Here is a 21953-nt window from a genome sequence, read left to right on the forward strand (position 1 = left end):
AGGGGCGGCGAAGTCCGTACAAACGGGGGCGATGTCGACCGAAGACGGAACGAACCCGGCCCGCCGCGCTGTCGAGGAGCTGTTGCACGTCACGGAACACGGACGCGATCTCTGCCCACCCGGCCGCGATCCGCAGGAGTGGGCGAGCGGCGTCCTGTTCGACCTCGCCCGGGTCGCCGAACTGCTCGACGGCGCCGTGGAGCGGGTCTCGGGTCGGCGCAACGAGACCGTGGCCGACAACGCCCACACCCTCGCCACCGTGATCTCCGCCCACCGGAACCTCGAGGTCGGCCGCCCGGCGGGTTGATCGACATAACCTGGCACGGTGGACCCGCTCGTTCGGCCCCGGACGGCAGCGGATCTCCCGGCCTGCGTCGAGGCGCTCCGGCGCACGCACGCGGTCGACCGCTATCCCATGGTCTGGCCTGCGGCTCCGGTCGCCTGGCTCATGCCGCCGACGCAGCTCGCGGCGTGGGTCGCTACTGCGGACGACGACGTGGTGGGTCACGTCCTGCTCGCCGGTCTCGCCGGGGGACGGGCTGCGATCAGCCGGCTCCTCGTCGTCCCCCGAGCTCAGGGACGAGGGGTGGCCGGAGCCCTGATCGCGGCGGCGGAGAGCCGGGCCGGGCAGCTCCTGAGGCGTCTCGAACTGGACGTGGTCGAGGAGTCGGCGGCAGCGATCCGGCTCTACGAGCGACTGGGATGGACGCTCGTCGAGCGCGGACCGGCGGACTTCACGTGGCCCGACGGGACACGTCCGGTGCAGCGGCGGTACGAGGCGCCCGGCCGCACGATCGACACGTCGTGAGCGTGTTGCAGCAGGGCTTGCGCGTGTCGCGCACGAAGTCGTGATCATCCGTCGACGGGCGCCGGGGGCGGCAGTAACCTCGCGCGCCTCCGACCCGACCAGGAGCTGCCCCGTGCCGGACATCGACACCCTCGTCGACGCCACCCTGCGCGTGTTCAACGAGCGCGACCCCGAGGCCCGGCTGCAGATCATGGCCGAGGTCTACGACGATGCCATCGTGTTCACCGACGTCGAGGGGTCGCTCACGGGACACGCGGCGATCAGCGAGAAGGTCCAGGGCCTGCTCGACTCCGCGCCCGGGTTCGTCTTCGCCCACGCCGGCCCGTCGCACGTGCTCGGTGACCTCATCCACGCGCCGTGGGCGTTCGGTCCGCCTGACGGCGAGCCCATGGTGCGCGGGGTCGACATGAGCCTCGTCGCGAACGGAAAGATCGTGCGGCTCTACACGGCGCTGCTCGGGAACGCGGAGGGGTAGTCCTCGAGCTCGATGTCGGTCGCGAAGCGGTCCATCAGCGCCATCACGCGGCTGAACAGCGGCGCGACCGAGAAGAGCGTGTTCCGCAACCAGATGCGCGTGCGGGTCGACGGCGCCAGCAGCGCGCCGGCATTGACCTTCTCCGCGACCTTCGCATAGCCGCGGAACTTCCGGTCGTACGCCGCGAAGGCGCGCGACCAGTCGCCACCCGCCGTCATGAGCTCCCCGGCGAGGACGTACGCGCCGACGATCGCCAGGCCCGTGCCGAAGCCGCCGAGCGCGTTCCCGTAGGCCGCGTCGCCCACGAGGACGACCCGTCCCCGCGAGTAGCGGTCGACGTGCACACGGCTGATCGAGTCGAGATGGAAGTCCCGGGCGTGCGGGAGCGCCTCGAGCAGCTGCGGCACCTTCCACGCGGCGCCGCGATACGCGTCGCGCAGGGCCTGCTTCTGCGCCTCGACGTCACCACGCTCGATGCCGAGCGGGGCGGACCGGAAGACGAAGAACGCCGGCGCCTTCGGCCCTCCGGTCGCGGCCATGCGGCCGGGCTCGTTGTACATCTCGTCGCCCGCGACGAGGTCGCCGCCGACCTCCAGCAGCGCGTAGTAGTGGCCGAGGTGGGTCACGTAGTCCGACTCCGGACCGAACGCCAGACGACGGACCGTCGAGTGGATGCCGTCCGCGCCGACGACGAGGTCGAAGGTCTGCGACGGGGAGCGCTGGAACGTCACGTCGACACCGTCCGCGGTCTCGTGCAGGGCCGTGATCGTGTCGTCGAATACGTAGCGGCAGGTCGAGGCGGTGCGCTCGACGAGCAGCTGCGCGAGGTCGCCGCGGCGGATCTCGATGTCGCCACCGCTGAACGCCGCCGGGGTGATGCCGATCGTCCGCCCCTCGGCGTCGACGATCCGCCCGTCGTCGCCACCGCCGGTGGCGAGGCGCTCGACGTCGTCGAGAAGGCCCATCCGCCGCAGCACCGTCAGATGGGTCTCGCCCTTGAAGTCGACGGCCTGCCCGCCGGGACGGACGGCCGGCGCCTGCTCGACGATCGTGACCTCGAACCCGTACCGCGCGAGCCACAGTCCGAGGGCGGGGCCGGCGATGCTCGCTCCGCTGATCAGGACGCGTGTCATGGGTGGTCCTCTCGGTGGACGAGCTGGTGGAAATGGGCGTCGAGGTCGGCGAACGCGACGCGGGCGGTGTCCTCGAGGGCGTCGTCGGGACGGCCACCGCGGAGGACGGCGGCCCCGATCGCGTCCCCGACCAGTTGCAACACGGCCACCAGCGCGGCCGCGTGCACGTGGGCGAGGCCCGGGTGCAACGACGGGTCCGTGACGGCGAGGGCGTCGCGGATCGCGCCGACCTGGCCGTCGCGGACCTCCAACCCGAAGCGCCGGACGACGGGGCTGTCGACGCAGAGCGCGAAGAACTGTCCGCGCTGCTCGGCCAGGTCGTCCGCCCGGGCCCGCGCGACGTCCTCGGCCGCCACGACCTGCAGCGCGCTCGCGGGGCTCGTGCCTGTGGGCCGGTCGACGACGAGATCGTGGAGGCGCTGCCGGATGGCGTCGGCGCGGTCGAGGGCGAGGTCGTGCTTCGCCGGGAAGTAGTTGTAGACGGTCTGGTCGGAGACGTCGGCCGCGCGGGCGACGTCGGTCATCGCGACGGCGTCGAACCCCTGCGTCGCGAACAGATGGGCCGCGACGTCGGCGATGCGCTGCCGCGTCTCGGCCTTCTTGCGCTCGCGTAGTCCAGTCACACTGCTAGTGCTACACGAAGTTTGGAGTCACTACAAGTTTCCGGAGTCGAGTGCGGGATGCGACGAACAGTGCCGGGGTCCGGACTCGACGTGCGGGCGAAAGTAGCTCAAGAGGGTGACGCGTCACGAATCGATCGCCGCGCGGTAACGACGCGGAGCTGATTCACGAGAAGGGGGACAACAACGGCGCACACATCGGGGGCACGGAAATGACGCAGGGAATTGCGGGTTCGCGGCACGGTCGGCACGTCGGACAGGCTGTGGAGTCGCCGTTCGACGACGCGCTGACGACGCCGATCCGCATCCCGCAGGCGGTCGCCCCGGTCGCTCGCCCGCAGGTCCCGGTGCAGCGCGCCGTCGCCCCCCAGCGGCAGGTGCCGACGCCGCAGCCGCAGGCCTTCGTGCCGCCCCAGCGGCCCGCACCGGTGCTCCCGCCGCAGGCCAACGGGCTCGCGACCGCCGGTCTCGTCGTCGGGATCATTGCCGCGGTGCTCTCGTTCATCCCCGTCGTCGGCACCGTCTCCTGGGTGCTCGCGCCGATCGGGCTGGTGCTCTCGCTCGTCGGACTCCTGAAGTCCGGCAAGGCCCGCAGCGGTCGCGGGAAGTCGATCGCAGGCATCGTCCTGGGCGTCGTCGCCCTGTTCATGTGCATTCTCTACACCGCCGTCTTCGTCGGCAGTGTCAATTCAGTGGCGCAACAGAGCGCGGCCGTCCACCAGGTCACCTACGAGGTCACGACCGCCAAGAAGACGAACGTGACCGTCACCTACAGCCAGTCGCAGAACGACAACCTCGCGATGGCTTCGGTGGCCGACGCGGCCTCGCCGTGGAGCGCCGACGCGCAGGTCTCCGGCCTCATGGGCCCGACGATGACGGCCACCCTCAGCCCCGACCTCGACAACCCCGGCCGCTCCGACACGATCACCTGCACGATCCGCGAGGACGGCGTCCAGGTCGCGCAGAACACGGCCAAGGGCCCCAACGCCTCGGTCACCTGCGCAAAGTAGTCGAGCCCACGAGCGGGCCGTTCGTCACGGGACACCGTGACGGGCGGCCCGTTCGTCGTCGGGGTGCGGGCCGGCCCCACGCGGACACTCGCTGGAGGTCAGATCGTCGCGGACGTCCCACCTCGGTACGTCGCGAACGTGAGCAGGTTGCCCTCGGTGTCGCGGGCGGAGCAGGCGTAGGTCGGGCCTCCCGCGGCGAACGACGTCTCGTGCGGCGCCGCCACGACCTCCGCCGACGCAGCCGCCAACCGCTCGTACACGGCGTCGACGTCGTCGGTGACCAGGTACAGCGCGCCCGTCCTGAGGCCGTCGTGCACGCCGCCGACGTGCTTCGTCCCGCCGAGGAGCACGGTGCCGCCGCCGGGCCAGGCGAGCTCCGCGTGCACCACGTCGCCGTCGTCGTCGCGCACCACCACGGACTCGGCGAAGCCGACGACATCGACGAGGAAGCGCAGGGCGCCCTCGGTGTCGTCGTAGTGCAGAACCGGCCAGACGCTGGACACGGTCGGCAGCCTGGCAGGCCCGCCCGTCATCCGAACGGTCGGACGCCCGTGGTGCCGGTCGCCGCGTAGACGGCCATGGCGCCGAGGCTCGTCCCGAGTGCATCGCAGAGGACGAGGAGGCGCCCCGCGAAGCTCCGGACCTCCCCGTCCGCACAGAGGACCGGGAGGTCGGCCGCCAGGTCCTTGACCGCGGGCGCGGCCATCCCGCGGCGGAACCCCGCCCAGTGCGCGGCGCGCAGATGCTCCGGGACGACGACGTCGACGGGGCGTCCGAGCACGTCCTCGCGACGGTGTCCGAACAGCTCCTGCGCGCCGTCGTTCCACGACGTGATGACGCCCTCCACGTCGGTCGCGATCACCGCGTGGCCCTCCACGAAGGGCATCGTCCCGGACGTACCGGAGCCGTCCTGCACGAATCCGACCCGGCTCGAGGCCACCTACGTCCAGTACAGGACCCTGGCGTTCGGCAGGTGCTCGTCGATCTGGTCGGTGATCGTCGAGCGCAGGTGGTCCATCACCTCGTTCGGATAGACGTGCTTGACCGCCCCGAACTTCCCGCGCTTCTCCTTGCGCTGCTCGGGGTCCATCTCCAGCCTCGAGGCCGGGTACCAGGTCTCGAGAGTCTCGCGGCTGCCCGGCGTGAAGCGGTGGGTGATGCACTCGATCGTCAGGTCGGCGTCCGCCGGCACGGCCGCCGCGACGTCGGCGAGCAACGACGAGTAGGCGACCTCCCACCCGCCGTCGGGGATGATCGGCGCCAGCGTGACCCCGACCGGCCAGCCCGTCGACGCCATCCGACCCAGCGCCGCGACGCGCGCGGCGACGGGATCGGTGCCGCCCTCGTAGCGCGGCCACGGGGAGAGCGAGAAGCGCAGGCGCGTGCGACCTCCGTGGGGGAGGTCGAGCAGCGGCTCGACGCCCGCGAACTTCGTCGTCGCGCGCAACTGCACCGGCCCGGGCCAGGCGTGCGTCCCCACGTGCGAGATCGCCGCGGCGAGCGACCCTGTCGCCGGCTCGATGCCGAGCGGGTCGGTGTAGCAGGACGCCTCGAAGGTCGTTCCCTCGTGCGCGCGGGCCTGCGACGTCGAGGTGATGTGTCCCTGCCCGACGTAGCCGTCGAGGTTGGCGAGGATGCGGTCGAGGTCGGCGTAGACGCGGGTGATCGGCGGGCCGGTCAGCGACCCGGCGAGGTAGCAGTACTGGCAGTGCGCCGGACACCCGCGCGCGAGGTCCACGCGCCAGTCCGCCGACGGCGGGATCGGGTCCAGCTTCCGGGCGGAGTCCGGGCTCACGACGACGGCGAGCGTCGCCTTGGCCCGCGCGTACGTCTCGCGCTCGGTCTCGCCCTTCACGCCGGTGATGCGGTCGACCTTCAGCAGCTCGATGTCGTCGCAGCCCAGCGCCTCGCAGCGCCGCACGATCTCGTCGGCGTGCGCGTGTTCCTGCGCGGCACGCGTGACGCGGACGTGCCGCGGCACCCACGGCTTGTGCGGGCGCGGGGTCGCGGGACGGGCGGGGGCGGCCATCCGGGCGGATACCCGGCGTCGGGTCGCTCCTCCCGGCTTTCGGCTCCAGGCTGCTCACGTGCTCGTGTCGACCGACCCCGCGCAGCGCGCCCGCCCCGCCGTCCTCGCGGTCTTCCTGCTGCACGCGCTGCTGTTCGCCTCCTGGACCGCGCACATCCCGCAGGTCAAGGCGGGCCTGCGCCTGTCCGACGCCGAGCTCGGGATCGCCCTGCTCGGAGCGCCGCTCGGGTCGGTACTGGCGATGGCGGTGACCGGCTGGCTGCTCCCGCGCCTGGGGAGCCGGCTGATGGTGCGGGCGACGCTCGTGGGCTACGGGCTGACCGGGCTGGGGATCGGGCTCGCGCCCTCGCTGCGGTGGCTGTTCGCCGCGCTGCTGGTGTGGGGCGGGTTCCAGGGCGCGCTGGACGTCGCGATGAACACGCAGGCCGTCACCGTCGAGCGCGCGCTCGGGACTCCGATCATGGCCGGCCTGCACGGCGGGTGGAGCCTCGGCGGGTTCTGCGGCGCGCTGCTCGGCACGGCGGTCGCCGCCACCGGCACGGAGCTGACGCCGCAGCTGGTGGTGCTCGGCCCGGTCGTGCTGGTCCTCGGCGCGCTCGCCTCCCGCCGGATGCTCCCCGACCCGCCGCAGCCGACCGCCGGAGCCGGGCCCGCGACGTCGTCGGGAACGGTGCTCCTGCGCCCCCTCGTGCTGGTGCTCGGCGGGATCGCGCTGGCGAGCATGCTCGCCGAGGGTGCGTCGGCGGACTGGTCGGCCGTGCACCTGCGCGACGACCTCGCGGCGGGCCCGGGCGTCGCCGGTCTCGCGTACGCGGCGTACTCGGCGACGATGCTGACGCTCCGGCTCACCGGTGACCGGCTGCTCGCGCGCTTCCCAGCCCACCGGCTGCTGCCGGTGCTCGCGCTCGTGGCGGCGGTGGGGTTCGGCGGCTCCTTGCTGATCGCGCACCCGGCGGCGGCGATCGTCGGCTTCGCGATGCTGGGCATCGGGCTGGCGCTGGTGGTGCCGACCGCGTTCAGCGCCGCCGGACGCCTGCCCGGCGCGCATCCCGGCCGGGCGATCGCCGCGGTCTCGGCGCTGGGCTGGGTCGGCTTCGTCGCGGGGCCACCCGTGATCGGTCACCTCGCGGCGTGGGTGGGTCTGCCGGTCGCGTTGGGGCTGCTGCCGGTGCTGGCGCTCGTGATCGCGGTGGGCGCACGCGCCCGGGCACTGGATCGAGAGAAAAGCTCGTGACGAGTGTGTTCGCAGTGATGACGCTGTAGCGCGTGACGCCGACGCTCTTCGAATGGGCCGGTGGGGCCGACGCCTTCCGCCGGCTGATCGACGCGTTCTACGACCGCGTCGAGGGCGACGACCTGCTGTCGCCGCTCTTCCCCGGCGGCGTGTCCGAGGAGCACCGCGCGCACGTGACGCTGTGGTGGATCGAGGTCTTCGGCGGGCCCGCCGACTACACCGCCCGCCTCGGCGGCTACGAGCGGATGCTCGCCCATCACCGCTCGCTGAGCATCACGCCCGAGCAGCGGCGGCGCTTCGCCGAGACGATGAGCCGGGCCGCGGACGACGCCCGGCTCCCCGACGATCCCGAGTTCCGCGCCGCCTTCGTCGGCTACGTCGAGTGGGGCACGCGGCTCGCGCTGTACAACTCGCAGCCGGACGCCGAGGTCGTCGAGCAGGCCCCGGTGCCCCGCTGGGGCTGGGGCGTGGCGCCGCCCTACCAGCCTTCCTGACGACACCTTCGGCTTGCTCGCGGAGGGTGCGCGGGAGATCGTCGCCGCCCGTGAGCGCCCTGCACATGTTCGACATGGACGGCACCCTGCTCCGCGACACCACGGCGGCCCTGGAGATCAGCCGGCACCTCGACTGCGAGCCCACCCTGCAGGAGCTGGAACGGCAGTTCGCCGACAGCGAGATCGAGGCGTGGGAGTTCGCGGTCGCCGTCCGGTCGCTCTGGGGCGAGCTCGACCCGTCGCTCGTGGCGTCCGTGGTGGCCGATGCCCCGTGGATCTCCGGCATCGACGAGGTGTGCGCGGACATCGCGGCGCGCGGCGAGACCTCGATGCTCGTGACGCTCTCGCCCACCTTCTTCGCCCGCCACCTGCTCGACCGCGGCCTCGACGTCGTCCACGGTTCGGTCTGGTCGGACCCCATCGATCCCGCTGCGATCCTGACGCCGGGTGACAAGGTCCGGCTCGCCGACGCCGAGCGTGCGGCGCGGGGCCTGCCGTTGTCGGCTTGCGTCGCGTACGGCGACTCCGGGTCCGACGTGCCGCTGTTCGCGCACCTCACGCACACCGTCGCGATCAACGCCTCGCCCGGTCTGGAGGCGGCCGTCGACTACCGCGGCAACGACCTGCGCGAGGCGTACGCCCTCGGCCGGGCGTTGCTCGACCGGCCTTCCTGACGGCTGACAAGATCCGCTTCCGCCGCGCGATGTGATCGCTGGGCGAGCACTTCGCTCGGTAGCTGCGGATCACGCCCACGCGTGCCCCGAGGCGTCGTCGGGAAGCCTCCCGCGTGACGATCATGGAGAACGGCGACGTCCGCATCCACTACGAGGAGCGCGGCGAGGGCTTCCCTGTACTGGCGTTCGCGCCGGGCGGGATGCGCTCGGCGATCGAGTGGTGGTCGGCGGCCCCGTGGGACGTGCCGGAGGCGCTGTCCGGCGACCACCGCGTGGTGCTGATGGACCAGCGCAACGCGGGGGAGTCGTGGGCGCCGGTGCGCGCCGACGACGGTTGGGACTCCTCCACCGACGACCACCTCGCCCTGCTCGACCACCTCGGCATCGAGCGGTGCCACCTCGTCGGGATGTGCATCGGCGGGTCGTTCATCGCCAACCTGATCCGGCGGGCGCCGGAGCGCGTCGCCGCGGCGGTGGTCCTCCAGCCGATCGGGCTGGAGGACAACCGGGACCTCTTCCACGGCACGTTCGCCGACTTCGCGGAGCAGCAGGGCGACCGGCACCCGGAGGCCTCGGAGCAGGACTGGGCGTCGTTCCGGGACAACCTCTACGGGCGCGACGACGTCCTCTTCTCCGTTCCCGACGAGGCCGTGGCCCGCTTCGACGTGCCCCTGCTGGTGTTCGCGGGCGGGGACGAGCCGCACCCGGCGTCGGCGTCGTCGATGCTCGCCGAGGTCGCGCCGGACGCGACGCTGGTCGAGCGCTGGAAGGCGCCGGAGTACAACGAGGCGGCGCGGGAGTCGATCGCGAGCTTCCTCGAGGTGCACACCCGGGCCTGATCAGGTGAACGGTGCTGCCCTTCACGGTGCGTAGCTCTACCGTCACTCGACGTGAGTGTCATGTCGGACGCGACCCGTATCCGGATGGTCGCCCGCACCGCCCTGGTACAGATCGACACCCTCGTCGACGAGGGTCTGCGCGACGCCGCCCTGGAGGCGCTGATCGACCACGCGGAGGCGCTCGCCGTGGCGCCGTTCGCCCGCGTGCGCCGGGACCCGTTCCCGCACCTGTGCCGGCTGCGGGACGTGCTGGAGGGCCTCGTCGGGCTCACCTCGGAGCGGCTCGTGCGCACCCTCGACGACCTCATCGCGAGCACCGTCCGCGTCTCTTGACGGTCACGGCAGACTGTTTCTCATGACGGCCGTCGAGGACTTCACGACCCTGCTCGCCCGCACGCCCGTGAGCACCGACGAGGCGCTCGCGCTGTTCGACTCGCTCGACCCGGTGTCGGTCGACGAGATGATCGGGCAGTGGTGGGGCTCGGAGTTCCCGACCGGCCACCCCATGGACGGTCTCCTCGCTGCGACCGGGTGGGCGGGCAAGCGGTTCGACTCCGCCGACGAGGTCCACCCGCTGCTGTTCTGGAACGCCGACCGCAGCGACGTGTTCGCCGTCGACCCCGCGCTCGTGCCGATGAACCTGCCGCTGCCCGACGCCGCCCGGAAGCCGTGGCTGCACAAGGTGATCACCCTCGGGCGGCCCGTGATGGGCACGACGAAGTACACCGCGCGGCTGCGGATGACCGAGTACCGCGGCGTGTCCAGCGCGACGATGATCTACGACGCGCGCCCGATCAACGACGTCTTCCACCGCGTCGACGCGACGACGCTGCTGGGGTGCATGGACCTGCGGGACTCGGCGCCGTACTTCTTCGTGCTGCGCCGGTGAGGTGCTTCGCACGTGAGTACTTCTGACGGTTACCACCGTCACAACTACTCACAGGGGCGCAGCCCACACCGCAGCCAGCCGCTCCGCCCAGCGCGGGGCCGCGTAGCCCTCGACGTCCGTGCGGGCCCGGCGGCCCAGCGCGTGCCGGCGCTCGTCGTCGTCGATGAGCTCTCCGAGTGTGCGGGCGAGCGCGGCCGGGTCGCCGACGGGGACCACCGCACCGTTCACGCCGTCGTGGACCACCTCCGGCAGCCCGCCGACCGGCGTCACCACCGGGGCGACCCCGAACGCCATCGCCTCCAGCACGGCCATCGGCAGCCCCTCGTGCGAGCTCGGGAGCACGAGCAACTGCGCCCGTCGCAGGAGCTCGTCCCGCTCGTCGGGCCCGAGCCAGTCGGCGACCTCGACGACGTCGCCCACCCCCGCCGCGGCGACCGCCTCCCGGACCTGTTCGACCTCGCCGTCCCCCGCGGCCACGACGCGCAGCCGCTCACGGTGCGCGGGCGCGAGCAGGCTGCACGCCGTGACGAGGTCGTAGATGCCCTTGCGGGCGCCGAAGCGTCCGAGGAAGAGCGCCGTCACCGGTCCCTCCGGGCGTCGCGTCGGCGCCGACGGCCACTCCACGGGGTTCGGCAGGGCGACGACGCGGTCGGCGGGCACGCCGAGCCGGTCCCGGTAGGGCACGCACAGGGCCTCGGAGAGGACGACGAGCCGGTGCGGGCGCAGGAGGGTCCGGACGACTCCGCGGGCCGGCCGGGGGAGGTCGTCGAACCAGTCGAGGAACTGGGAGCCGTGCAGGTGCAGCACCGCAGGCACCCCGGCGCGGCGGGCGACGGCGGCGACCACGCCCTTGCGCAGGACCGACGCCCGCTGGGAGACGTGCAGGTGCACGACGTCGGGTCGTTCCCGGCGGATCCGACGGGCGGCGGCGAGCGTCCCGACGACCATCGTCCGGAGCCGGTCCGGGCCGTCGGAGTGGGTGGCGACGAGGCCGAGCTCGGCGTGGGCGGGCAGGTGGCGCTCGAGGACGTCCTGCACGCTGCCGATCCCGCCCCGGGCCCGGGCGCGGGGGCCGACGACGAGGACCCGGGGCCGGGTGGTCGCCTCGCTCGTCGTGGGCGCGTCCTGCAGGTCCGTCACCGTTCGGTCTCCTCGCGTCGCTCGTCCCCCGGGTGCCGTCGAGAAGATCGTCTTCACGTGTCGTTCACATGTCGTCGAGGTACGGGCCGGATGTCGGACGCCCGCCGGTGCGGCCCACACGACGATCGGTTGTGAACGAGCGCACGAGGACGCAAGATCGGTGCTCGTGACGACCCTCCTCGACTCCGGTGACCCCACCGGCGAGGTGGGCACGGGACGCCCCCGTGCCACCCCCGCCATCGATCTCCTCGAGGGGCGGCGCGTGCTGCGCCCCCTGCAGGGCGACGGGCCGGAGCGGTGTCGGTACGAGGGCTTCTCGCTGACCCCGGTGGGGGTCGCGCTCGGCGCGGAGGTCCGCGGCGTCGACCTCGCGCAGCCGCTCGACTTCGAGCTGCGCCTCGAGCTCAACCGGGCCCTGCTGGACTGGAAGGTGCTGTTCTTCCCCGACCAGCACATCTCCTCGGCCGAGCAGCGCGCGTTCGCCATGCAGTGGGGCGAGCTCGAGACCAACCCGCTGCTCGAGGCCGGTGAGGATCCGAGCGTCGTGCGCTTCGCCAAGGGCGGCGACGGCCCGCAGACCTACGAGAACATCTGGCACGTCGACACGTCGTTCCGCCGCGCGCCCGCGATGGGGGCGGTGCTGCGGATGATCACGACCCCGCCGTTCGGCGGGGACACGATGTGGGCGGACATGGCCGCCGCGTACGACAACCTCTCCGACGAGGTGCGCGCGCGGATCGACGACGCGGTCGCGGTGCACGACATGGTGCCCGGGTTCGCGCGCTTCCTCGACGCGGACAAGCTCCGCACGCTCGAGGACACGTTCCCGCCGGTGACCCACCCCGTCGTCCGGATCCACCCGGAGACGGGGCGGCGGACGCTGTTCGTCAACGCCGCCTTCACCACGCGGATCGTCGGGATGGAGCAGGCCGAGTCGGACGCGCTGCTGCGGCACCTGTTCGCGTCGGCGCACACCCCCGAGTTCCAGGTCCGCTACCGCTGGACCGAGGGCACCGTGGCGTTCTGGGACAACCGGGCCACCCAGCACTACGCGGTGGGCGACTACGGCCGGCACACCCGGGTCGCCGAGCGCGTGGCGATCCTAGGCGGCAAGCCGTACTGAGGTCCTCATAGCGAACGAACGGCACTGTCGCGCACATAGATGCTGCGACAGTGCCGTTCGCTCGTCAGGGCGGGAGGGGTTACAGCAGGCCCGCCCGCTTCCACACGCGCTCCGAGGGGCCGCCGATCATCCCGACGTCGTCGAGGAACGCGAGCACCTTCTCCGTCATGAAGCGCTTCGTCGCCCGGTGTTCCGGGTTCGCCAGCGCCGCGCGACGTCCGACCCGGCCGGAGAGCCCGACGCTGCGGTAGACCCGGGCCTGCCAGAGCGCGTTGACCACCTCGGAGGAGACCAGCGCCGTCGTCCAGCGCTCCCGCTCGAGCTCGGCGCGCGAGAGGGTCGGGACGAGGCGGGCCAGCTCCTCGCGGGCGAAGCGGACGTGGCGGGCCTCCTCGACCACGTGCACCCGGGCGACCGCGCGCATGAGCGGCAGGATGCGGTCGTCGTGCATCGACTCGCGCTGCAGCCGGTCGGTCGCCTCCTCGGCGACGAGCACGCTGGCGAACATCGAGGCGCCCGACCCGATGTGGCCGTACACCCCGCCGAGCCGGTGCAGCAGGCCGTGCGGGCGGTAGTCCGGGCAGCCCAGCGCGTCGACGGCGCGGGCGAACATCACCGAGTGGCGGGTCTCGTCGCCGACCTCGGTCAGGGCGTACTGCGAGTGCGGCCGGCGCAGGTCCATCCCGTAGGCCTGCCGCACCAGCATCTGCATGAGGATCACCTCGAACCACAGGCCCACCGAGAGCATGCTGGCGGCCTCGTGGCGGGCCAGCGTGCGCTGCTGGTCGGCGTCGAGGTCGTCCCACAGCGGGGTCCCGTGCAGGGAGACGCGCTCCGGCGGCACGGCCCACCCCTGCGGGTCGACCGCGGCGTCCCAGTCCACCTCGATCGAGGGGTCGAGCGTGTGGCGGGCGCTGGCGGTCAGCAGGCGGCTCGCGGTCGCGTCCCGGTCCAGGATCGTCATGGTGACGGACTGTACCCCGTACACGATGTCTCGCATAGTTGTCGTTACTCGCGAGTCGGGGTCAGGCTGGTCTGACCATGGATGGCAGGACACGACGCTGGGCGGGACATCGGGAGGCGCGACGCCTCGAGCTGGTGGACGCCGCCGTGGTCGCGATCGAGGAGCACGGCCCCGACGTGACCACCGAGCAGATCGCCGCTCAGGCCGGGGTGTCCCGGCCCGGGCTCTACCGGCACTTCGACGGCAAGGACGACCTCCAGGCCGCCATCGCGGCGCGGTCGGTGGAGCGGCTCGTCACCGAGCTCGAGCCCGTGTGGCGACCCGAGGGGCGGCCGCGCGAGATGCTCGAGCGCGCGCTCGCGGCGCACCTGCGCTGGCTCTCCGAGCACGCGAACGTCTACCTCTACCTGAAGCGCAACTCGCTGCCGAGCGGCGGCGACTCGGTGGAGTCGGCCAGCACCAACGTGCGCAGCGTGGTCTCCGCGCACGTCGCGCAGATGCTGATCGACGGCTCGCTGGGCGCCGAGACGCCGCCGGCGACCGCGCACCCGCTGGCCTACGGCCTCGTCGGGATGGTGGACGCCGCCGCGGCGCACTGGCTCGACGAGCCGCACGGCGCCACGGTGGAGGACCTCGGCGCGCAGCTCACCGAGGCGTGCTGGGCCGTCATCCGGGTCACCGTGGGCTCCCAGGTCATCGACGCGCTCGGCACGGTGGGGGCGGACACCGCCTGATCGCCCCGATCACCCATGATGGGGAGGACCCACCCGCTCGCCAGGAGGGCCCGCCGATGGCGCTGCGCCGCGCGTTCCCGACGATCCTCTCGGACCGTCTGCCCGAGACCCGTGACTTCTACGTGCGTCTGCTGGGCTTCGAGGTCGCCTTCGACAGCGACTTCCACGTCGCGTTGCGCACGGCCGAGGACGACGACGGGGCGGTGTGCGAGCTCGGCATCTGGGCCGTCGGGCACGAGACGGTGCCGCCGCCCTACCGGGCCGACCCGGCCGGCATCGTCCTGACCTTCGTGGTCGACGACGTCGACGCCCTCCACGTCGAGGCCCGCCGCCAGCAGATCCCCGTGGTGGCCCCGCCGCGCGACCAGTTCTACGGCCGCCGCCGGATGCTCGTCACCGACCCGAACGGCCTGCTCGTGGACGTGTCCTCGCCGTCCACGCCCTCGCCGGAGTTCCGCGCGATGGGCGCCCGGGTCCTGCGGGACTGAGTCCCGGGGAAGGCGAGCCTAAGCTGGATCCCGTGCTGCGACGCCGGGACGACCCGCTCCGGGAGATCCTCGCCGCCTCCGGGCGGGGGGTCGTCGACGCGGTGCTGCCGTCGGTGGCGTTCGTGGTGGTGTGGCTCGGCGCGTCGGCGCTGGGCTGGTGGGAGCCGATCCTGCTCGGTGGGTTCGCCTCCGTGCTGGTCGCGCTGGGGGTCGCGGTCGCCCGCTGGCGCGGCGGGGACCGTCCCCGGGCCGCGGCCGTGGGGCTGTTGATCGCCGTCGGCGCCACGCTCATCGCCCTCTACACCGGCCGGGCCGAGGACTTCTTCCTGCCGCGCATCGTCGCCAACGCGGGGTCGCTGGCCGCCTGGTTGGTGTCGATCGCGGTCCGCTGGCCGCTGCTCGGGCTCGTCGTCGGGGCGGCGCTGGGCCGGCCACGCGCGTGGCGCGAGGACCCGGACCTCGTCCGGGGCTACTGCCGCGCGAGCTGGCTGTGGGCGGCGCAGTACGCGCTGCGCCTCGTCGTCTTCCTCCCGCTCTGGGCGGCGGGGGCGACGGTGGCCCTCGGCGTCGCGCAGCTCGCGCTCACCTGGCCGCTGGTCCTGGTCTGCGTCCTCGGCTCCTGGCCGCTGGTGCGGTCGGCGCTCCCGCCCGGGCATCCCGGGCCGCGACACCCGGTCCTTCCCGACGAGGAGTCGCGCGAGTAGGCCGGTTGGCGGTGGTGAGGTGGGGCGGAGCCGGGGCAGTGCCGGTCAGTGCCGGGTCAGTGCACCGGTGAGGGCTCCGGGCGCTTCGGCGGCCGGCCGTCGCCGGTGGACCGGCCCTGCAACCGGCGGCCCACCCAGGGCACGAGGTGCCCGCGGACCCAGCGGATGTCCTCCTCGCGGCGGCGCACCCACGGCGTCGGCTCGAGGGGCGGCCACGGGTCGCGCCAGTCCTGGCCGGTCGGCACGCCGAGCACCTCGCACACCCGCACCGCGACCCGGCGGTGGCCCTCGGCGTTGAGGTGCAGGCGGTCCTCGGCGCGCGCCCGGGGGTCGGCGAGGGTGTCCATCGTCCAGAGGTCGACGAGCTTCGCGCCGCGGCGGGCGGCGATCTCGCGGATGTGCTCGTTCATGGTGGCGAGTCGCCGGCCGACGAGGTCGACGACCGGGGTGGACCGGGTGTCGAACCCGGTGAACACCAGGACGTCGGCGCCGCTCGCGACGAGCCGGCCGACGGCGCCGTCGAGGCGCTCGGCGAGGTCGGCGGGGCGGGCGGTGGGGCGCAGCAGGTCGTTGCCCGCGGCGCAGAGGCTGACGAGGTCGGGGTCCATGGCCAGGGCGGGGCCGACCTGCTCGCGGACGATCTGCTCGAGCAGCTGCCCGCGGACCGCGAGGTTGGCGTAGCGAAGGCCCGGGTCCTGCCGGGTGAGGTGCTCGGCGACGCGGTCGGCCCAGCCGCGCTCGCTGCCCGTGATCGGATCGACGTCGCCGACGCCCTCGGTGAAGCTGTCGCCCACGGCGACGAAGGTGCTCCAGGACATGCTCGGATTCTCCCGCGCCGCGGATCCGCCGTCGCTCTGACCCGTCCGGCCCAATCGGTGCGTCCCGTTGCCCGGATGCGATGGCGCCGGGGTGAAGGCTCTCACCTCATGACCACGCTGGCATCGTGGTGACGTCCTGCGGAGTGGGTGAACCACGAGAGGGACACCCGACGTCCAGCCCGATCCCGACGTGACCGCGAGCCCTGGGAGCCATGCCCGACGCGACCTCGAGAACCAGCGCCGCCGAGCCGGAGGAGACGACGAAGGCCTCCGCCACCGGACTGACCCTCCCGCAGATCATCGCCGGAGCCCTCGCCGCCGCCACCGCGGCGATCCTGGGCTCCTTCCTCGGCGTGATCGGCACGATCGGCGGGGCGGCGGTCGCGTCGGTGATCTCGACGGTCGGGTCGGCGCTCTACCAGAAGTCCCTGGAGCGCACGCGCGACGCCGTGAAGTCGCGGCTGGTGGTGAACCCGGTGACGGGCACCAAGGTCGCCGGTGCCGTCGCCCGGGCGGGCGGGCCGGTCGCCGGTCCGCAGGGCCGACCGGCGCAGCCCGTGCCGCCCCGACCCGGCGTCCCGGGGCAGGCCGGTCCGATGATGTCGCCGCCGTACGGCGCGCCGGTCCCGCCCGGCGTGCCCACCCGGCGTCTCGCCAACGGCGCCGTGGTCCCCGCCGCCGGCCCGCAGTTGCGCGCCGGCGGGCGCACCGTCGCCACGCGGCTCGACGCGGCCGGGCGCCCCACGGGCGAGCCCGTCGACCCGACGCGCCGGATCCCGAACACCCGCACGCCGGACGGGGGCAACCCGACGCAGGTCGTGCCGCCGCTCGGACCGGACGGGCGCCCGCTCCCGGGTCCGACCCGCGCCATGCCGATGGGCGCCCCGTTCCCGCCCTCCGGCGGCATGCCCACCACACACCTCGCGCACGGTCCGGGCGCAGACGACCCGACCGCCCTCGCACCCGCCGCGAGCACGCCCTGGTACCGCCGCTTCGGCTGGAAGGCCTGGGTGACGCTCGGCGGGGTCGCGGCCAGCGTCTTCGCGATCGGCCTGCTCGCGAGCTTCGCGGTCGAGTCGGCGACCGGGCACCCGCTCTCCGGCGGCACGTCCGGCACCTCGGTCGGCTCGATCTTCGGGCAGAACACCGAGGCGCCGGCGACGTCGGAGTCCTCCACCACCGAGGAGCCGGGCAGCTCCGACGCCACCACCACGACGTCCTCCGACCAGGGCTCGCAGGAGGGGACGGAGCGGCCGACCTCCACGACGCGCGCGCCGTCCACCAGCACCACGCGGGCGCCTCAGGAGCAGAACCCGCTGTCGAGCCTCGTGCCGCGGTTCAACGAGCAGGGTGGCTCGACCGGCAACTGACGGCTACTGACCGAACGGCACTCTCGCGCACGTAGATGCTGCGAAGGTGCCGTTCGTTCATGTCCGGAGGGCGTCCGCGAGCGCCCGGGCCGCCGCCTCCGGGTCGTCCGCCTCGGTGATCGCCCGGACGACGACGACCCGCGTCGCCCCGGCGGCGAGCACCTCGGGCAACCGGTCGTGGTCGATGCCACCGATCGCGAACCACGGCCGGGCGGTGCCCGACGACGCGGTGGCCCGCACCAGGTCCAGCCCCGGGGCGGGACGGCCCGGCTTCGTCGGGGTGGGCCAGCAGGGTCCGGTGCAGAAGTAGTCCACGCCGGGCTCGGCGGCGCCGGCGCGGGCCTGGTCGACGTCGTGCGTCGAGCGGCCGATCACGACGTCGTCTCCGACGATCCGCCGCGCGACGGCGACCGGCAGGTCGTCCTGACCGAGGTGCAGCACGCCGGCCTGCGCGGCGAGCGCGACGTCGGCGCGGTCGTTCACCGCCACCAGCGCGCCGTGCCGGTGCGCGGCGTCGGAGAGCACCTCGAGCGCGGCGAGCTCGTCCCGCGCCTCGAGCCCCTTCTCCCGCAACTGGATGACGTCGACCCCGCCGCGCAGCGCCGCGTCGGCGAACGCCGCGAGGTCGCCGCGGGCGGCGCGGGAGTCGGTGCACAGGTAGAGCCGGGCGTCGGCGAGACGAGCGCGCGTGTCCATCGGCCCGGGACGCTAGCGCGTAGGGTGGGAGACCGAGGAACCACGGGAGCCCGGGAGGGCTGAGAGGGGACCGTCCACCGGTCCCGACCGTCGAACCTGATCCGGGTCATGCCGGCGCAGGGAGGGGTGTTGATGCAGCGCATCGTCGTCGTCGGGGCCGGGGTCGTCGGCACCACGGCGGCCTGGGTCGCGGCGCGCGACCACGCCGCCGACGAGGTCGTCCTCGTCGACCCGGCCTCCGGGTCGGGGGCCTCGTGGGTCGCCGGCGGCATGCTCGCCCCGATCACCGAGGCCTGGCCCGGGGAGCGGGAGGTGCTCGAGCTCGGCGCCGCCTCCCTCGCGCGCTGGCCCGCCTTCGCCGCGGCCGTCGAGCAGGCTTCCCGACGACGGGTCGGGCTGCGGACCGAGGGCACGCTCGCCGTCGTGGTCGACGCCGCCGACCGCGAGGACCTCGACCGGATCGTCGCCCACCTGCGCGACTGGGGCCGCGACGCCGAGCGCCTGACCGGGCGCGAGACCCGTCGTCGGGAACCCGCCCTGGGGCCGGCGGTGCGGGCGGGGATCGCGGTGCCCGACGACCTCGCCGTCGACAACCGGATGCTGCTCGCCGCGCTGCGCGAGGCGGCGCGGCACGCGGGCGTCGTGGAGCGCGCGGAGAGCGTGCGCGCGGTGGTCGACTCCGGGGTGGAGCTGGCGTCGGGGATGCTCGCGGCCGATCGCGTGGTGGTCGCCGCCGGGGCGTGGTCGGCGACGCTGCACCCCGCGCTGGCGGACCTGGTGCGGCCGGTGAAGGGCGAGATCCTGCGGCTGCGCGCGCGGCGCGGGTCGTTGCCGCCGCCGCGGCACACCGTGCGGGCGGCGGTCTCCGGTCGCGCCGTCTACGCGGTGCCGCGCGACGACGACCGGCTGGTGCTGGGGGCGACGCAGTACGAGGTCGGCTTCGACCCGGACGTCACGGTCACCGGGGTGCGCGACCTGCTGGCCGACGCCGAACGGGTGCTGCCGGGGATCGGGGACTACGCGCTGGAGGAGTCGGCCGCGTCGTTCCGCCCCGGGACCGCGGACAACCTGCCGGTGTTCGGTCCGGTGCCGGGCGGGCCGGAGGGCCTGCTCGCGTGCTTCGGGCACGGGCGCAACGGCATCTTGCTGACCGCGCTGACCGCGGACGTGATGGCCGCGCTGTACGCCGGTGCTCCGGCGCCGGACGACATCCGGACCCTCGTGGAGGTGACGACGTGAACGTGCTGGTCAACGGGGACGTGACCGAGGTCGGGCCGGGCGCGACGCTGGCCGACGTGCTCGCCGCCCGCGGTGTCCCGGAGCGCGGGGTGGCGGTCGCGGTGGCCGGCGAGGTGGTGCCGCGGGCGGCGTGGCGGTCGACGACGCTGCGCGACGGCAGCGTCGTCGAGGTGCTCACCGCGGTGCAGGGAGGCTGATCGTGGACGATCTGGTGATCGGGGGCCGCAAGATCGGCTCACGGCTGATCATGGGCACGGGCGGCGCGGCGAACCTGGCCGTGCTGGAGCGGGCGCTGGTGGCGTCGGGGACCGCGCTGACGACGGTGGCGATGCGGCGGCTCGACGCCGGTGGCGGCCCGGGCGTGCTCGCGCTGCTGGAGCGGCTCGGGATCGAGGCGCTGCCGAACACCGCCGGGTGTCACACCGCGGCCGAGGCGGTGCTGACGGCCCGGCTGGCCCGCGAGGCGCTGGAGACCGACCTCGTCAAGCTCGAGGTCATCGCCGACGACCGCACCCTGCTGCCCGACCCGATCGAGCTCCTCGACGCCGCCGAGCAGCTCGTCGACGACGGCTTCACGGTGCTGCCCTACACGAACGACGACCCGGTGCTCGCGGCCAAGCTCGCCGACGCCGGGTGCGCAGCGGTGATGCCGCTGGGCTCGCCGATCGGCACCGGCCTGGGTATCCGCAACCCGCACAACATCGAGATGATCGTGGCCGCCGCGTCGGTGCCGGTCGTGCTGGACGCGGGGATCGGCACCGCCTCCGAGGCGGCGCAGGCGATGGAGCTGGGCTGCGACGCCGTGCTGCTGGCCACCGCCGTCACGCGGGCCTCCGACCCCGAGGCGATGGCGACGGCGATGCGCCTGGCGGTCGAGTCGGGCCGCCTCGCGCGGGGCGCCGGGCGGATCCCGCGTCGCTACTGGGCGCACGCGTCGTCGCCGGCGGTGGACGCCGACCACCAGTGACAGCAGAGCGTCACTGCTTGCACCCAGCGCCAGGAAAGCCACATCGTCCACCCGGCCTGGACGCAAGATCGGAACGCGCGGAGCGAAGTGCTCGCTCACCGAGCACTTCGCTCCGCGCGTCCCGATCTTGAGGGCCTGCTCCTGCCCGGTGGCAGCGAAGCGTCGTTGCTGTCACTGGACGACAGCAACGACGCTTTGCTGCCATGGCGGAGGGGGGCGATCAGCCCGCCAGGTGGTCCTCGATCAGCGGCAGCACGACGTCGGCCCGGTGCATGAGGCCGTTGTGCGTCGAGCGCGGCACCACGGCGAGCGTGGCGTCGGGCAGCAGGTCGCGGGTCAGCTCGGCGTGCTCGAGGGTCACGAAGTCGTGGTCGCCGATCATCACGAGCGTCCGCGCGGTGACCCGCCGCAGCTCGTCGTCGGACCACCCACCGAACCCCATGACGACGGGGCCGAACTTCCCCATGACCGTGTCGATGTCGGCGGCGCCGTCCGGGGCGAGCCGCTCGTGCTCGCGCCGCATGGCGAGGAAGTCGTCGTCGGTGGGCATGCGGGTGGAGGTGGCCCAGCGGTCGGGGTCGGTGATGTCGGGGTGGTAGCCGCCGGCGCGCACGAAGCCGGCGGCGAACACGAGGCGGCGCACGCGGTCGGGGTGCCGGATCGCGAGGTCCAGCCCCGACAGTGCGCCCAGCGAGAACCCGCAGAGGTCGACCTGCTCGAGGCCGAGGTGGTCGAGCAGGCCGAGCAGGTCGTCGGCGAGGGCGGCGATCTCCGGCACGCGGTCGACGTCGGCCGTCCGGCCGTGGCCCTGCTGCTCGACCGCCACCACGCCCTATCGGCGTGCTCAGCTCAATTGTCGGAAGACGCCAGCGGGCCGAGGACCGACGAGAAGTTCAGGTCGATCGTGAGGTGCCCGCCGGGCACCAGCAGCAACGGCGAGCCGCCGGAGCCGTGCTCCTCGTAGTAGAGGTCGACCGGGGCGACGGGCGCGAAGGGCATCGTTAGGAACGTCCTTCCACGTAGGCCTTGAGCCGCGGCAGGGTCTTCTCGATGGCGCGCGTGTTGGCCGCCGGGTAGCGCAGCAGTTCGAGGAAGAGCGGGGCACGGGAGTCCGACCAGTCGAACGTCTCGGTGACCTGCGTGCCGCCGTCGACGGGCGTGAGCTCGTAGCGCCAGCGGTGGTGGCCCATGTGCCGCCAGGCGATGCGGCGGTCCTGTTCGAACTCGACCACGGTGTTGCTGATCGTGTAGGGCACGCCGAGCTTCATGCTCATCCCGAACGACGAGCCGAGCGAGAGCCGGTCCGGGCCCTTGATCGCCGACCGGACGGTGCCGGAGCCGTCGAACTCACCGTGCCGACGGGGGTCGGCGAGGACGTCGAAGACCTCCGACGGCGGGGCGTCGATGACGATGTCGCGGCTGACCTGGCGGGTGCTCACGGGCGGGGAGCGTAGTGACGATGTGGCGTTCCTGCCGCTGGATGACAGTAACGACGCTTCGCTGCC

Annotated in this window: 30 protein-coding genes and 1 riboswitch; of the genes, 18 read left to right on the top strand and 12 right to left on the bottom strand. The window is 73.5% G+C overall.

Going from position 1 to position 21953, the window contains the following annotated elements:
- The first annotated feature begins 31 nt into the window (after window positions 1-31).
- The 3 genes from ACQPYX_RS04180 (at window position 32) to ACQPYX_RS04190 (ending at window position 1283) form a co-directional block, all read left to right on the top strand.
- Entirely contained in the window at window positions 32-307 is a 276-nt protein-coding gene (locus ACQPYX_RS04180) for a hypothetical protein (protein ID WP_433801665.1), read from the top strand.
- Between the two features lie 18 nt (window positions 308-325).
- Window positions 326-808, top strand: coding sequence for an N-acetyltransferase family protein (locus tag ACQPYX_RS04185; RefSeq protein ID WP_433801666.1), 483 nt, complete (start codon window positions 326-328; stop codon window positions 806-808).
- A 112-nt stretch (window positions 809-920) separates the two neighbouring features.
- Window positions 921-1283 (top strand): nuclear transport factor 2 family protein, encoded by a 363-nt coding sequence (locus tag ACQPYX_RS04190; RefSeq protein WP_433801667.1) that lies wholly within the window; start codon window positions 921-923, stop codon window positions 1281-1283.
- Here the strand turns inward: ACQPYX_RS04190 and ACQPYX_RS04195 are convergent.
- Complete coding sequence (locus ACQPYX_RS04195) at window positions 1250-2416, bottom strand: FAD-dependent monooxygenase (RefSeq protein ID WP_433801668.1); 1167 nt, start codon at window positions 2414-2416, stop codon at window positions 1250-1252. The genes ACQPYX_RS04190 and ACQPYX_RS04195 overlap by 34 nt on opposite strands.
- Entirely contained in the window at window positions 2413-3039 is a 627-nt protein-coding gene (locus ACQPYX_RS04200; protein WP_433801669.1) for a TetR/AcrR family transcriptional regulator, read from the bottom strand. The genes ACQPYX_RS04195 and ACQPYX_RS04200 overlap by 4 nt, the downstream gene beginning before the upstream one ends.
- Before the next feature lie 260 nt (window positions 3040-3299).
- Here ACQPYX_RS04200 and ACQPYX_RS04205 point away from each other — a divergent pair, with 260 nt between their 5' ends.
- On the top strand, window positions 3300-4046 hold the full coding sequence (locus tag ACQPYX_RS04205; protein ID WP_433801670.1) for a hypothetical protein: 747 nt from the start codon (window positions 3300-3302) through the stop codon (window positions 4044-4046).
- Window positions 4047-4144: 98 nt separating this feature from the next.
- On the opposite strand, the gene ACQPYX_RS04210 is transcribed toward ACQPYX_RS04205, so the two are convergent.
- The 3 genes from ACQPYX_RS04210 to ACQPYX_RS04220 are packed head-to-tail and all read right to left on the bottom strand — an operon-like array spanning window position 4145 to window position 6075.
- On the bottom strand, window positions 4145-4549 hold the full coding sequence (locus ACQPYX_RS04210; RefSeq protein WP_433801671.1) for a VOC family protein: 405 nt from the start codon (window positions 4547-4549) through the stop codon (window positions 4145-4147).
- A gap of 26 nt (window positions 4550-4575) precedes the next feature.
- Entirely contained in the window at window positions 4576-4986 is a 411-nt protein-coding gene (locus tag ACQPYX_RS04215; RefSeq protein ID WP_433801672.1) for a PAS domain S-box protein, read from the bottom strand.
- Window positions 4987-6075, bottom strand: a complete 1089-nt coding sequence (locus tag ACQPYX_RS04220; protein ID WP_433801673.1) for an SPL family radical SAM protein — start codon at window positions 6073-6075, stop codon at window positions 4987-4989.
- A gap of 58 nt (window positions 6076-6133) precedes the next feature.
- On the opposite strand from ACQPYX_RS04220, the gene ACQPYX_RS04225 reads away from it, so the two are divergent.
- The 6 genes from ACQPYX_RS04225 to ACQPYX_RS04250 all read left to right on the top strand — a co-directional run bounded on the left by ACQPYX_RS04225 (window position 6134) and on the right by ACQPYX_RS04250 (window position 10205).
- Entirely contained in the window at window positions 6134-7309 is a 1176-nt protein-coding gene (locus ACQPYX_RS04225; RefSeq protein WP_433801674.1) for an MFS transporter, read from the top strand.
- A 32-nt stretch (window positions 7310-7341) separates the two neighbouring features.
- A complete protein-coding gene (locus ACQPYX_RS04230; protein ID WP_433801675.1) occupies window positions 7342-7803 on the top strand; it encodes a group II truncated hemoglobin in 462 nt (153 codons plus the stop codon).
- Between the two features lie 50 nt (window positions 7804-7853).
- The gene (locus ACQPYX_RS04235; protein ID WP_433801676.1) at window positions 7854-8477 is read left to right on the top strand and encodes an HAD family hydrolase; all 624 of its coding nucleotides are present in this window, start codon (window positions 7854-7856) and stop codon (window positions 8475-8477) included.
- A gap of 122 nt (window positions 8478-8599) precedes the next feature.
- Window positions 8600-9316: an alpha/beta fold hydrolase gene (locus ACQPYX_RS04240; protein ID WP_433803666.1), complete on the top strand. Its 717-nt coding sequence runs from the start codon at window positions 8600-8602 to the stop codon at window positions 9314-9316.
- 51 nt (window positions 9317-9367) lie between these two features.
- Entirely contained in the window at window positions 9368-9649 is a 282-nt protein-coding gene (locus tag ACQPYX_RS04245) for a hypothetical protein (protein ID WP_433801677.1), read from the top strand.
- A gap of 22 nt (window positions 9650-9671) precedes the next feature.
- Window positions 9672-10205 carry a DUF4334 domain-containing protein gene (locus tag ACQPYX_RS04250; RefSeq protein ID WP_433801678.1) on the top strand — a complete coding sequence of 178 codons (534 nt, stop codon included), beginning with the start codon at window positions 9672-9674 and terminating at the stop codon, window positions 10203-10205.
- A gap of 48 nt (window positions 10206-10253) precedes the next feature.
- Here the strand turns inward: ACQPYX_RS04250 and ACQPYX_RS04255 are convergent, their stop codons facing one another.
- Window positions 10254-11345: a glycosyltransferase family 4 protein gene (locus ACQPYX_RS04255; RefSeq protein ID WP_433801679.1), complete on the bottom strand. Its 1092-nt coding sequence runs from the start codon at window positions 11343-11345 to the stop codon at window positions 10254-10256.
- 160 nt (window positions 11346-11505) lie between these two features.
- Between ACQPYX_RS04255 and ACQPYX_RS04260 the strand changes: the two genes are divergently transcribed.
- Window positions 11506-12468 carry a TauD/TfdA dioxygenase family protein gene (locus ACQPYX_RS04260; RefSeq protein WP_433801680.1) on the top strand — a complete coding sequence of 321 codons (963 nt, stop codon included), beginning with the start codon at window positions 11506-11508 and terminating at the stop codon, window positions 12466-12468.
- 79 nt (window positions 12469-12547) lie between these two features.
- On the opposite strand, the gene ACQPYX_RS04265 is transcribed toward ACQPYX_RS04260, so the two are convergent.
- Window positions 12548-13432 (bottom strand): AurF N-oxygenase family protein, encoded by an 885-nt coding sequence (locus ACQPYX_RS04265; RefSeq protein WP_433801681.1) that lies wholly within the window; start codon window positions 13430-13432, stop codon window positions 12548-12550.
- 77 nt (window positions 13433-13509) lie between these two features.
- On the opposite strand from ACQPYX_RS04265, the gene ACQPYX_RS04270 reads away from it, so the two are divergent.
- From ACQPYX_RS04270 to ACQPYX_RS04280, 3 genes are read left to right on the top strand one after another with little or no spacing between them, the layout of a single operon-like run.
- Window positions 13510-14166: a TetR/AcrR family transcriptional regulator gene (locus ACQPYX_RS04270; RefSeq protein WP_433801682.1), complete on the top strand. Its 657-nt coding sequence runs from the start codon at window positions 13510-13512 to the stop codon at window positions 14164-14166.
- Between the two features lie 56 nt (window positions 14167-14222).
- The gene (locus ACQPYX_RS04275; RefSeq protein ID WP_433801683.1) at window positions 14223-14654 is read left to right on the top strand and encodes a VOC family protein; all 432 of its coding nucleotides are present in this window, start codon (window positions 14223-14225) and stop codon (window positions 14652-14654) included.
- A gap of 32 nt (window positions 14655-14686) precedes the next feature.
- Window positions 14687-15358 (top strand): DUF3159 domain-containing protein, encoded by a 672-nt coding sequence (locus tag ACQPYX_RS04280; RefSeq protein WP_433801684.1) that lies wholly within the window; start codon window positions 14687-14689, stop codon window positions 15356-15358.
- A gap of 56 nt (window positions 15359-15414) precedes the next feature.
- Here the strand turns inward: ACQPYX_RS04280 and ACQPYX_RS04285 are convergent, their stop codons facing one another.
- Complete coding sequence (locus tag ACQPYX_RS04285) at window positions 15415-16176, bottom strand: SGNH/GDSL hydrolase family protein (RefSeq protein ID WP_433801685.1); 762 nt, start codon at window positions 16174-16176, stop codon at window positions 15415-15417.
- A 212-nt stretch (window positions 16177-16388) separates the two neighbouring features.
- On the opposite strand from ACQPYX_RS04285, the gene ACQPYX_RS04290 reads away from it, so the two are divergent.
- Window positions 16389-17546: a hypothetical protein gene (locus tag ACQPYX_RS04290; protein ID WP_433801686.1), complete on the top strand. Its 1158-nt coding sequence runs from the start codon at window positions 16389-16391 to the stop codon at window positions 17544-17546.
- A 57-nt stretch (window positions 17547-17603) separates the two neighbouring features.
- Here ACQPYX_RS04290 and thiE read toward each other — a convergent pair whose 3' ends face one another.
- Window positions 17604-18242: a thiamine phosphate synthase gene (gene thiE / locus ACQPYX_RS04295; RefSeq protein WP_433801687.1), complete on the bottom strand. Its 639-nt coding sequence runs from the start codon at window positions 18240-18242 to the stop codon at window positions 17604-17606.
- A 32-nt stretch (window positions 18243-18274) separates the two neighbouring features.
- Window positions 18275-18382: riboswitch (TPP riboswitch) on the top strand.
- Between thiE and thiO the strand changes: the two genes are divergently transcribed.
- The 3 genes from thiO to ACQPYX_RS04310 all read left to right on the top strand — a co-directional run bounded on the left by thiO (window position 18375) and on the right by ACQPYX_RS04310 (window position 20448).
- Window positions 18375-19481: a glycine oxidase ThiO gene (thiO, locus tag ACQPYX_RS04300; RefSeq protein ID WP_433801688.1), complete on the top strand. Its 1107-nt coding sequence runs from the start codon at window positions 18375-18377 to the stop codon at window positions 19479-19481. (Overlaps the previous riboswitch by 8 nt.)
- Entirely contained in the window at window positions 19478-19678 is a 201-nt protein-coding gene (gene thiS / locus ACQPYX_RS04305; RefSeq protein ID WP_018332400.1) for a sulfur carrier protein ThiS, read from the top strand. The genes thiO and thiS overlap by 4 nt, the downstream gene beginning before the upstream one ends.
- Window positions 19678-20448: a thiazole synthase gene (locus ACQPYX_RS04310; protein WP_433803667.1), complete on the top strand. Its 771-nt coding sequence runs from the start codon at window positions 19678-19680 to the stop codon at window positions 20446-20448. The genes thiS and ACQPYX_RS04310 overlap by 1 nt, the downstream gene beginning before the upstream one ends.
- A gap of 220 nt (window positions 20449-20668) precedes the next feature.
- Here the strand turns inward: ACQPYX_RS04310 and ACQPYX_RS04315 are convergent, their stop codons facing one another.
- Genes ACQPYX_RS04315 through ACQPYX_RS04325 form a run of 3 tightly spaced genes read right to left on the bottom strand, consistent with a single transcriptional unit; the run spans window position 20669 to window position 21887 of the window.
- A complete protein-coding gene (locus ACQPYX_RS04315; RefSeq protein WP_433801689.1) occupies window positions 20669-21277 on the bottom strand; it encodes an alpha/beta fold hydrolase in 609 nt (202 codons plus the stop codon).
- A gap of 20 nt (window positions 21278-21297) precedes the next feature.
- Window positions 21298-21447 (bottom strand): hypothetical protein, encoded by a 150-nt coding sequence (locus tag ACQPYX_RS04320; RefSeq protein WP_433801690.1) that lies wholly within the window; start codon window positions 21445-21447, stop codon window positions 21298-21300.
- Between the two features lie 2 nt (window positions 21448-21449).
- The gene (locus ACQPYX_RS04325; protein WP_433801691.1) at window positions 21450-21887 is read right to left on the bottom strand and encodes an SRPBCC family protein; all 438 of its coding nucleotides are present in this window, start codon (window positions 21885-21887) and stop codon (window positions 21450-21452) included.
- Window positions 21888-21953: the final 66 nt, after the last annotated feature.

This window comes from Actinomycetospora sp. CA-084318, assembly GCF_050955885.1.
Lineage (GTDB): Bacteria > Actinomycetota > Actinomycetes > Mycobacteriales > Pseudonocardiaceae > Actinomycetospora.

Coding starts and splice junctions, on each gene's coding strand:
- ACQPYX_RS04180 (WP_433801665.1), top strand. CDS start 32: ATGTCGACCGAAGACGGAACGAACCCGGCCCGCCGCGCTGTCGAGGAG.
- ACQPYX_RS04195 (WP_433801668.1), bottom strand. CDS start 2,416: ATGACACGCGTCCTGATCAGCGGAGCGAGCATCGCCGGCCCCGCCCTC.
- ACQPYX_RS04220 (WP_433801673.1), bottom strand. CDS start 6,075: ATGGCCGCCCCCGCCCGTCCCGCGACCCCGCGCCCGCACAAGCCGTGG.
- ACQPYX_RS04240 (WP_433803666.1), top strand. CDS start 8,600: ATGGAGAACGGCGACGTCCGCATCCACTACGAGGAGCGCGGCGAGGGC.
- ACQPYX_RS04250 (WP_433801678.1), top strand. CDS start 9,672: ATGACGGCCGTCGAGGACTTCACGACCCTGCTCGCCCGCACGCCCGTG.
- ACQPYX_RS04265 (WP_433801681.1), bottom strand. CDS start 13,432: ATGACGATCCTGGACCGGGACGCGACCGCGAGCCGCCTGCTGACCGCC.
- ACQPYX_RS04270 (WP_433801682.1), top strand. CDS start 13,510: ATGGATGGCAGGACACGACGCTGGGCGGGACATCGGGAGGCGCGACGC.
- ACQPYX_RS04275 (WP_433801683.1), top strand. CDS start 14,223: ATGGCGCTGCGCCGCGCGTTCCCGACGATCCTCTCGGACCGTCTGCCC.
- ACQPYX_RS04285 (WP_433801685.1), bottom strand. CDS start 16,176: ATGTCCTGGAGCACCTTCGTCGCCGTGGGCGACAGCTTCACCGAGGGC.
- ACQPYX_RS04290 (WP_433801686.1), top strand. CDS start 16,389: ATGCCCGACGCGACCTCGAGAACCAGCGCCGCCGAGCCGGAGGAGACG.
- thiE (WP_433801687.1), bottom strand. CDS start 18,242: ATGGACACGCGCGCTCGTCTCGCCGACGCCCGGCTCTACCTGTGCACC.
- thiO (WP_433801688.1), top strand. CDS start 18,375: ATGCAGCGCATCGTCGTCGTCGGGGCCGGGGTCGTCGGCACCACGGCG.
- ACQPYX_RS04320 (WP_433801690.1), bottom strand. CDS start 21,447: ATGCCCTTCGCGCCCGTCGCCCCGGTCGACCTCTACTACGAGGAGCAC.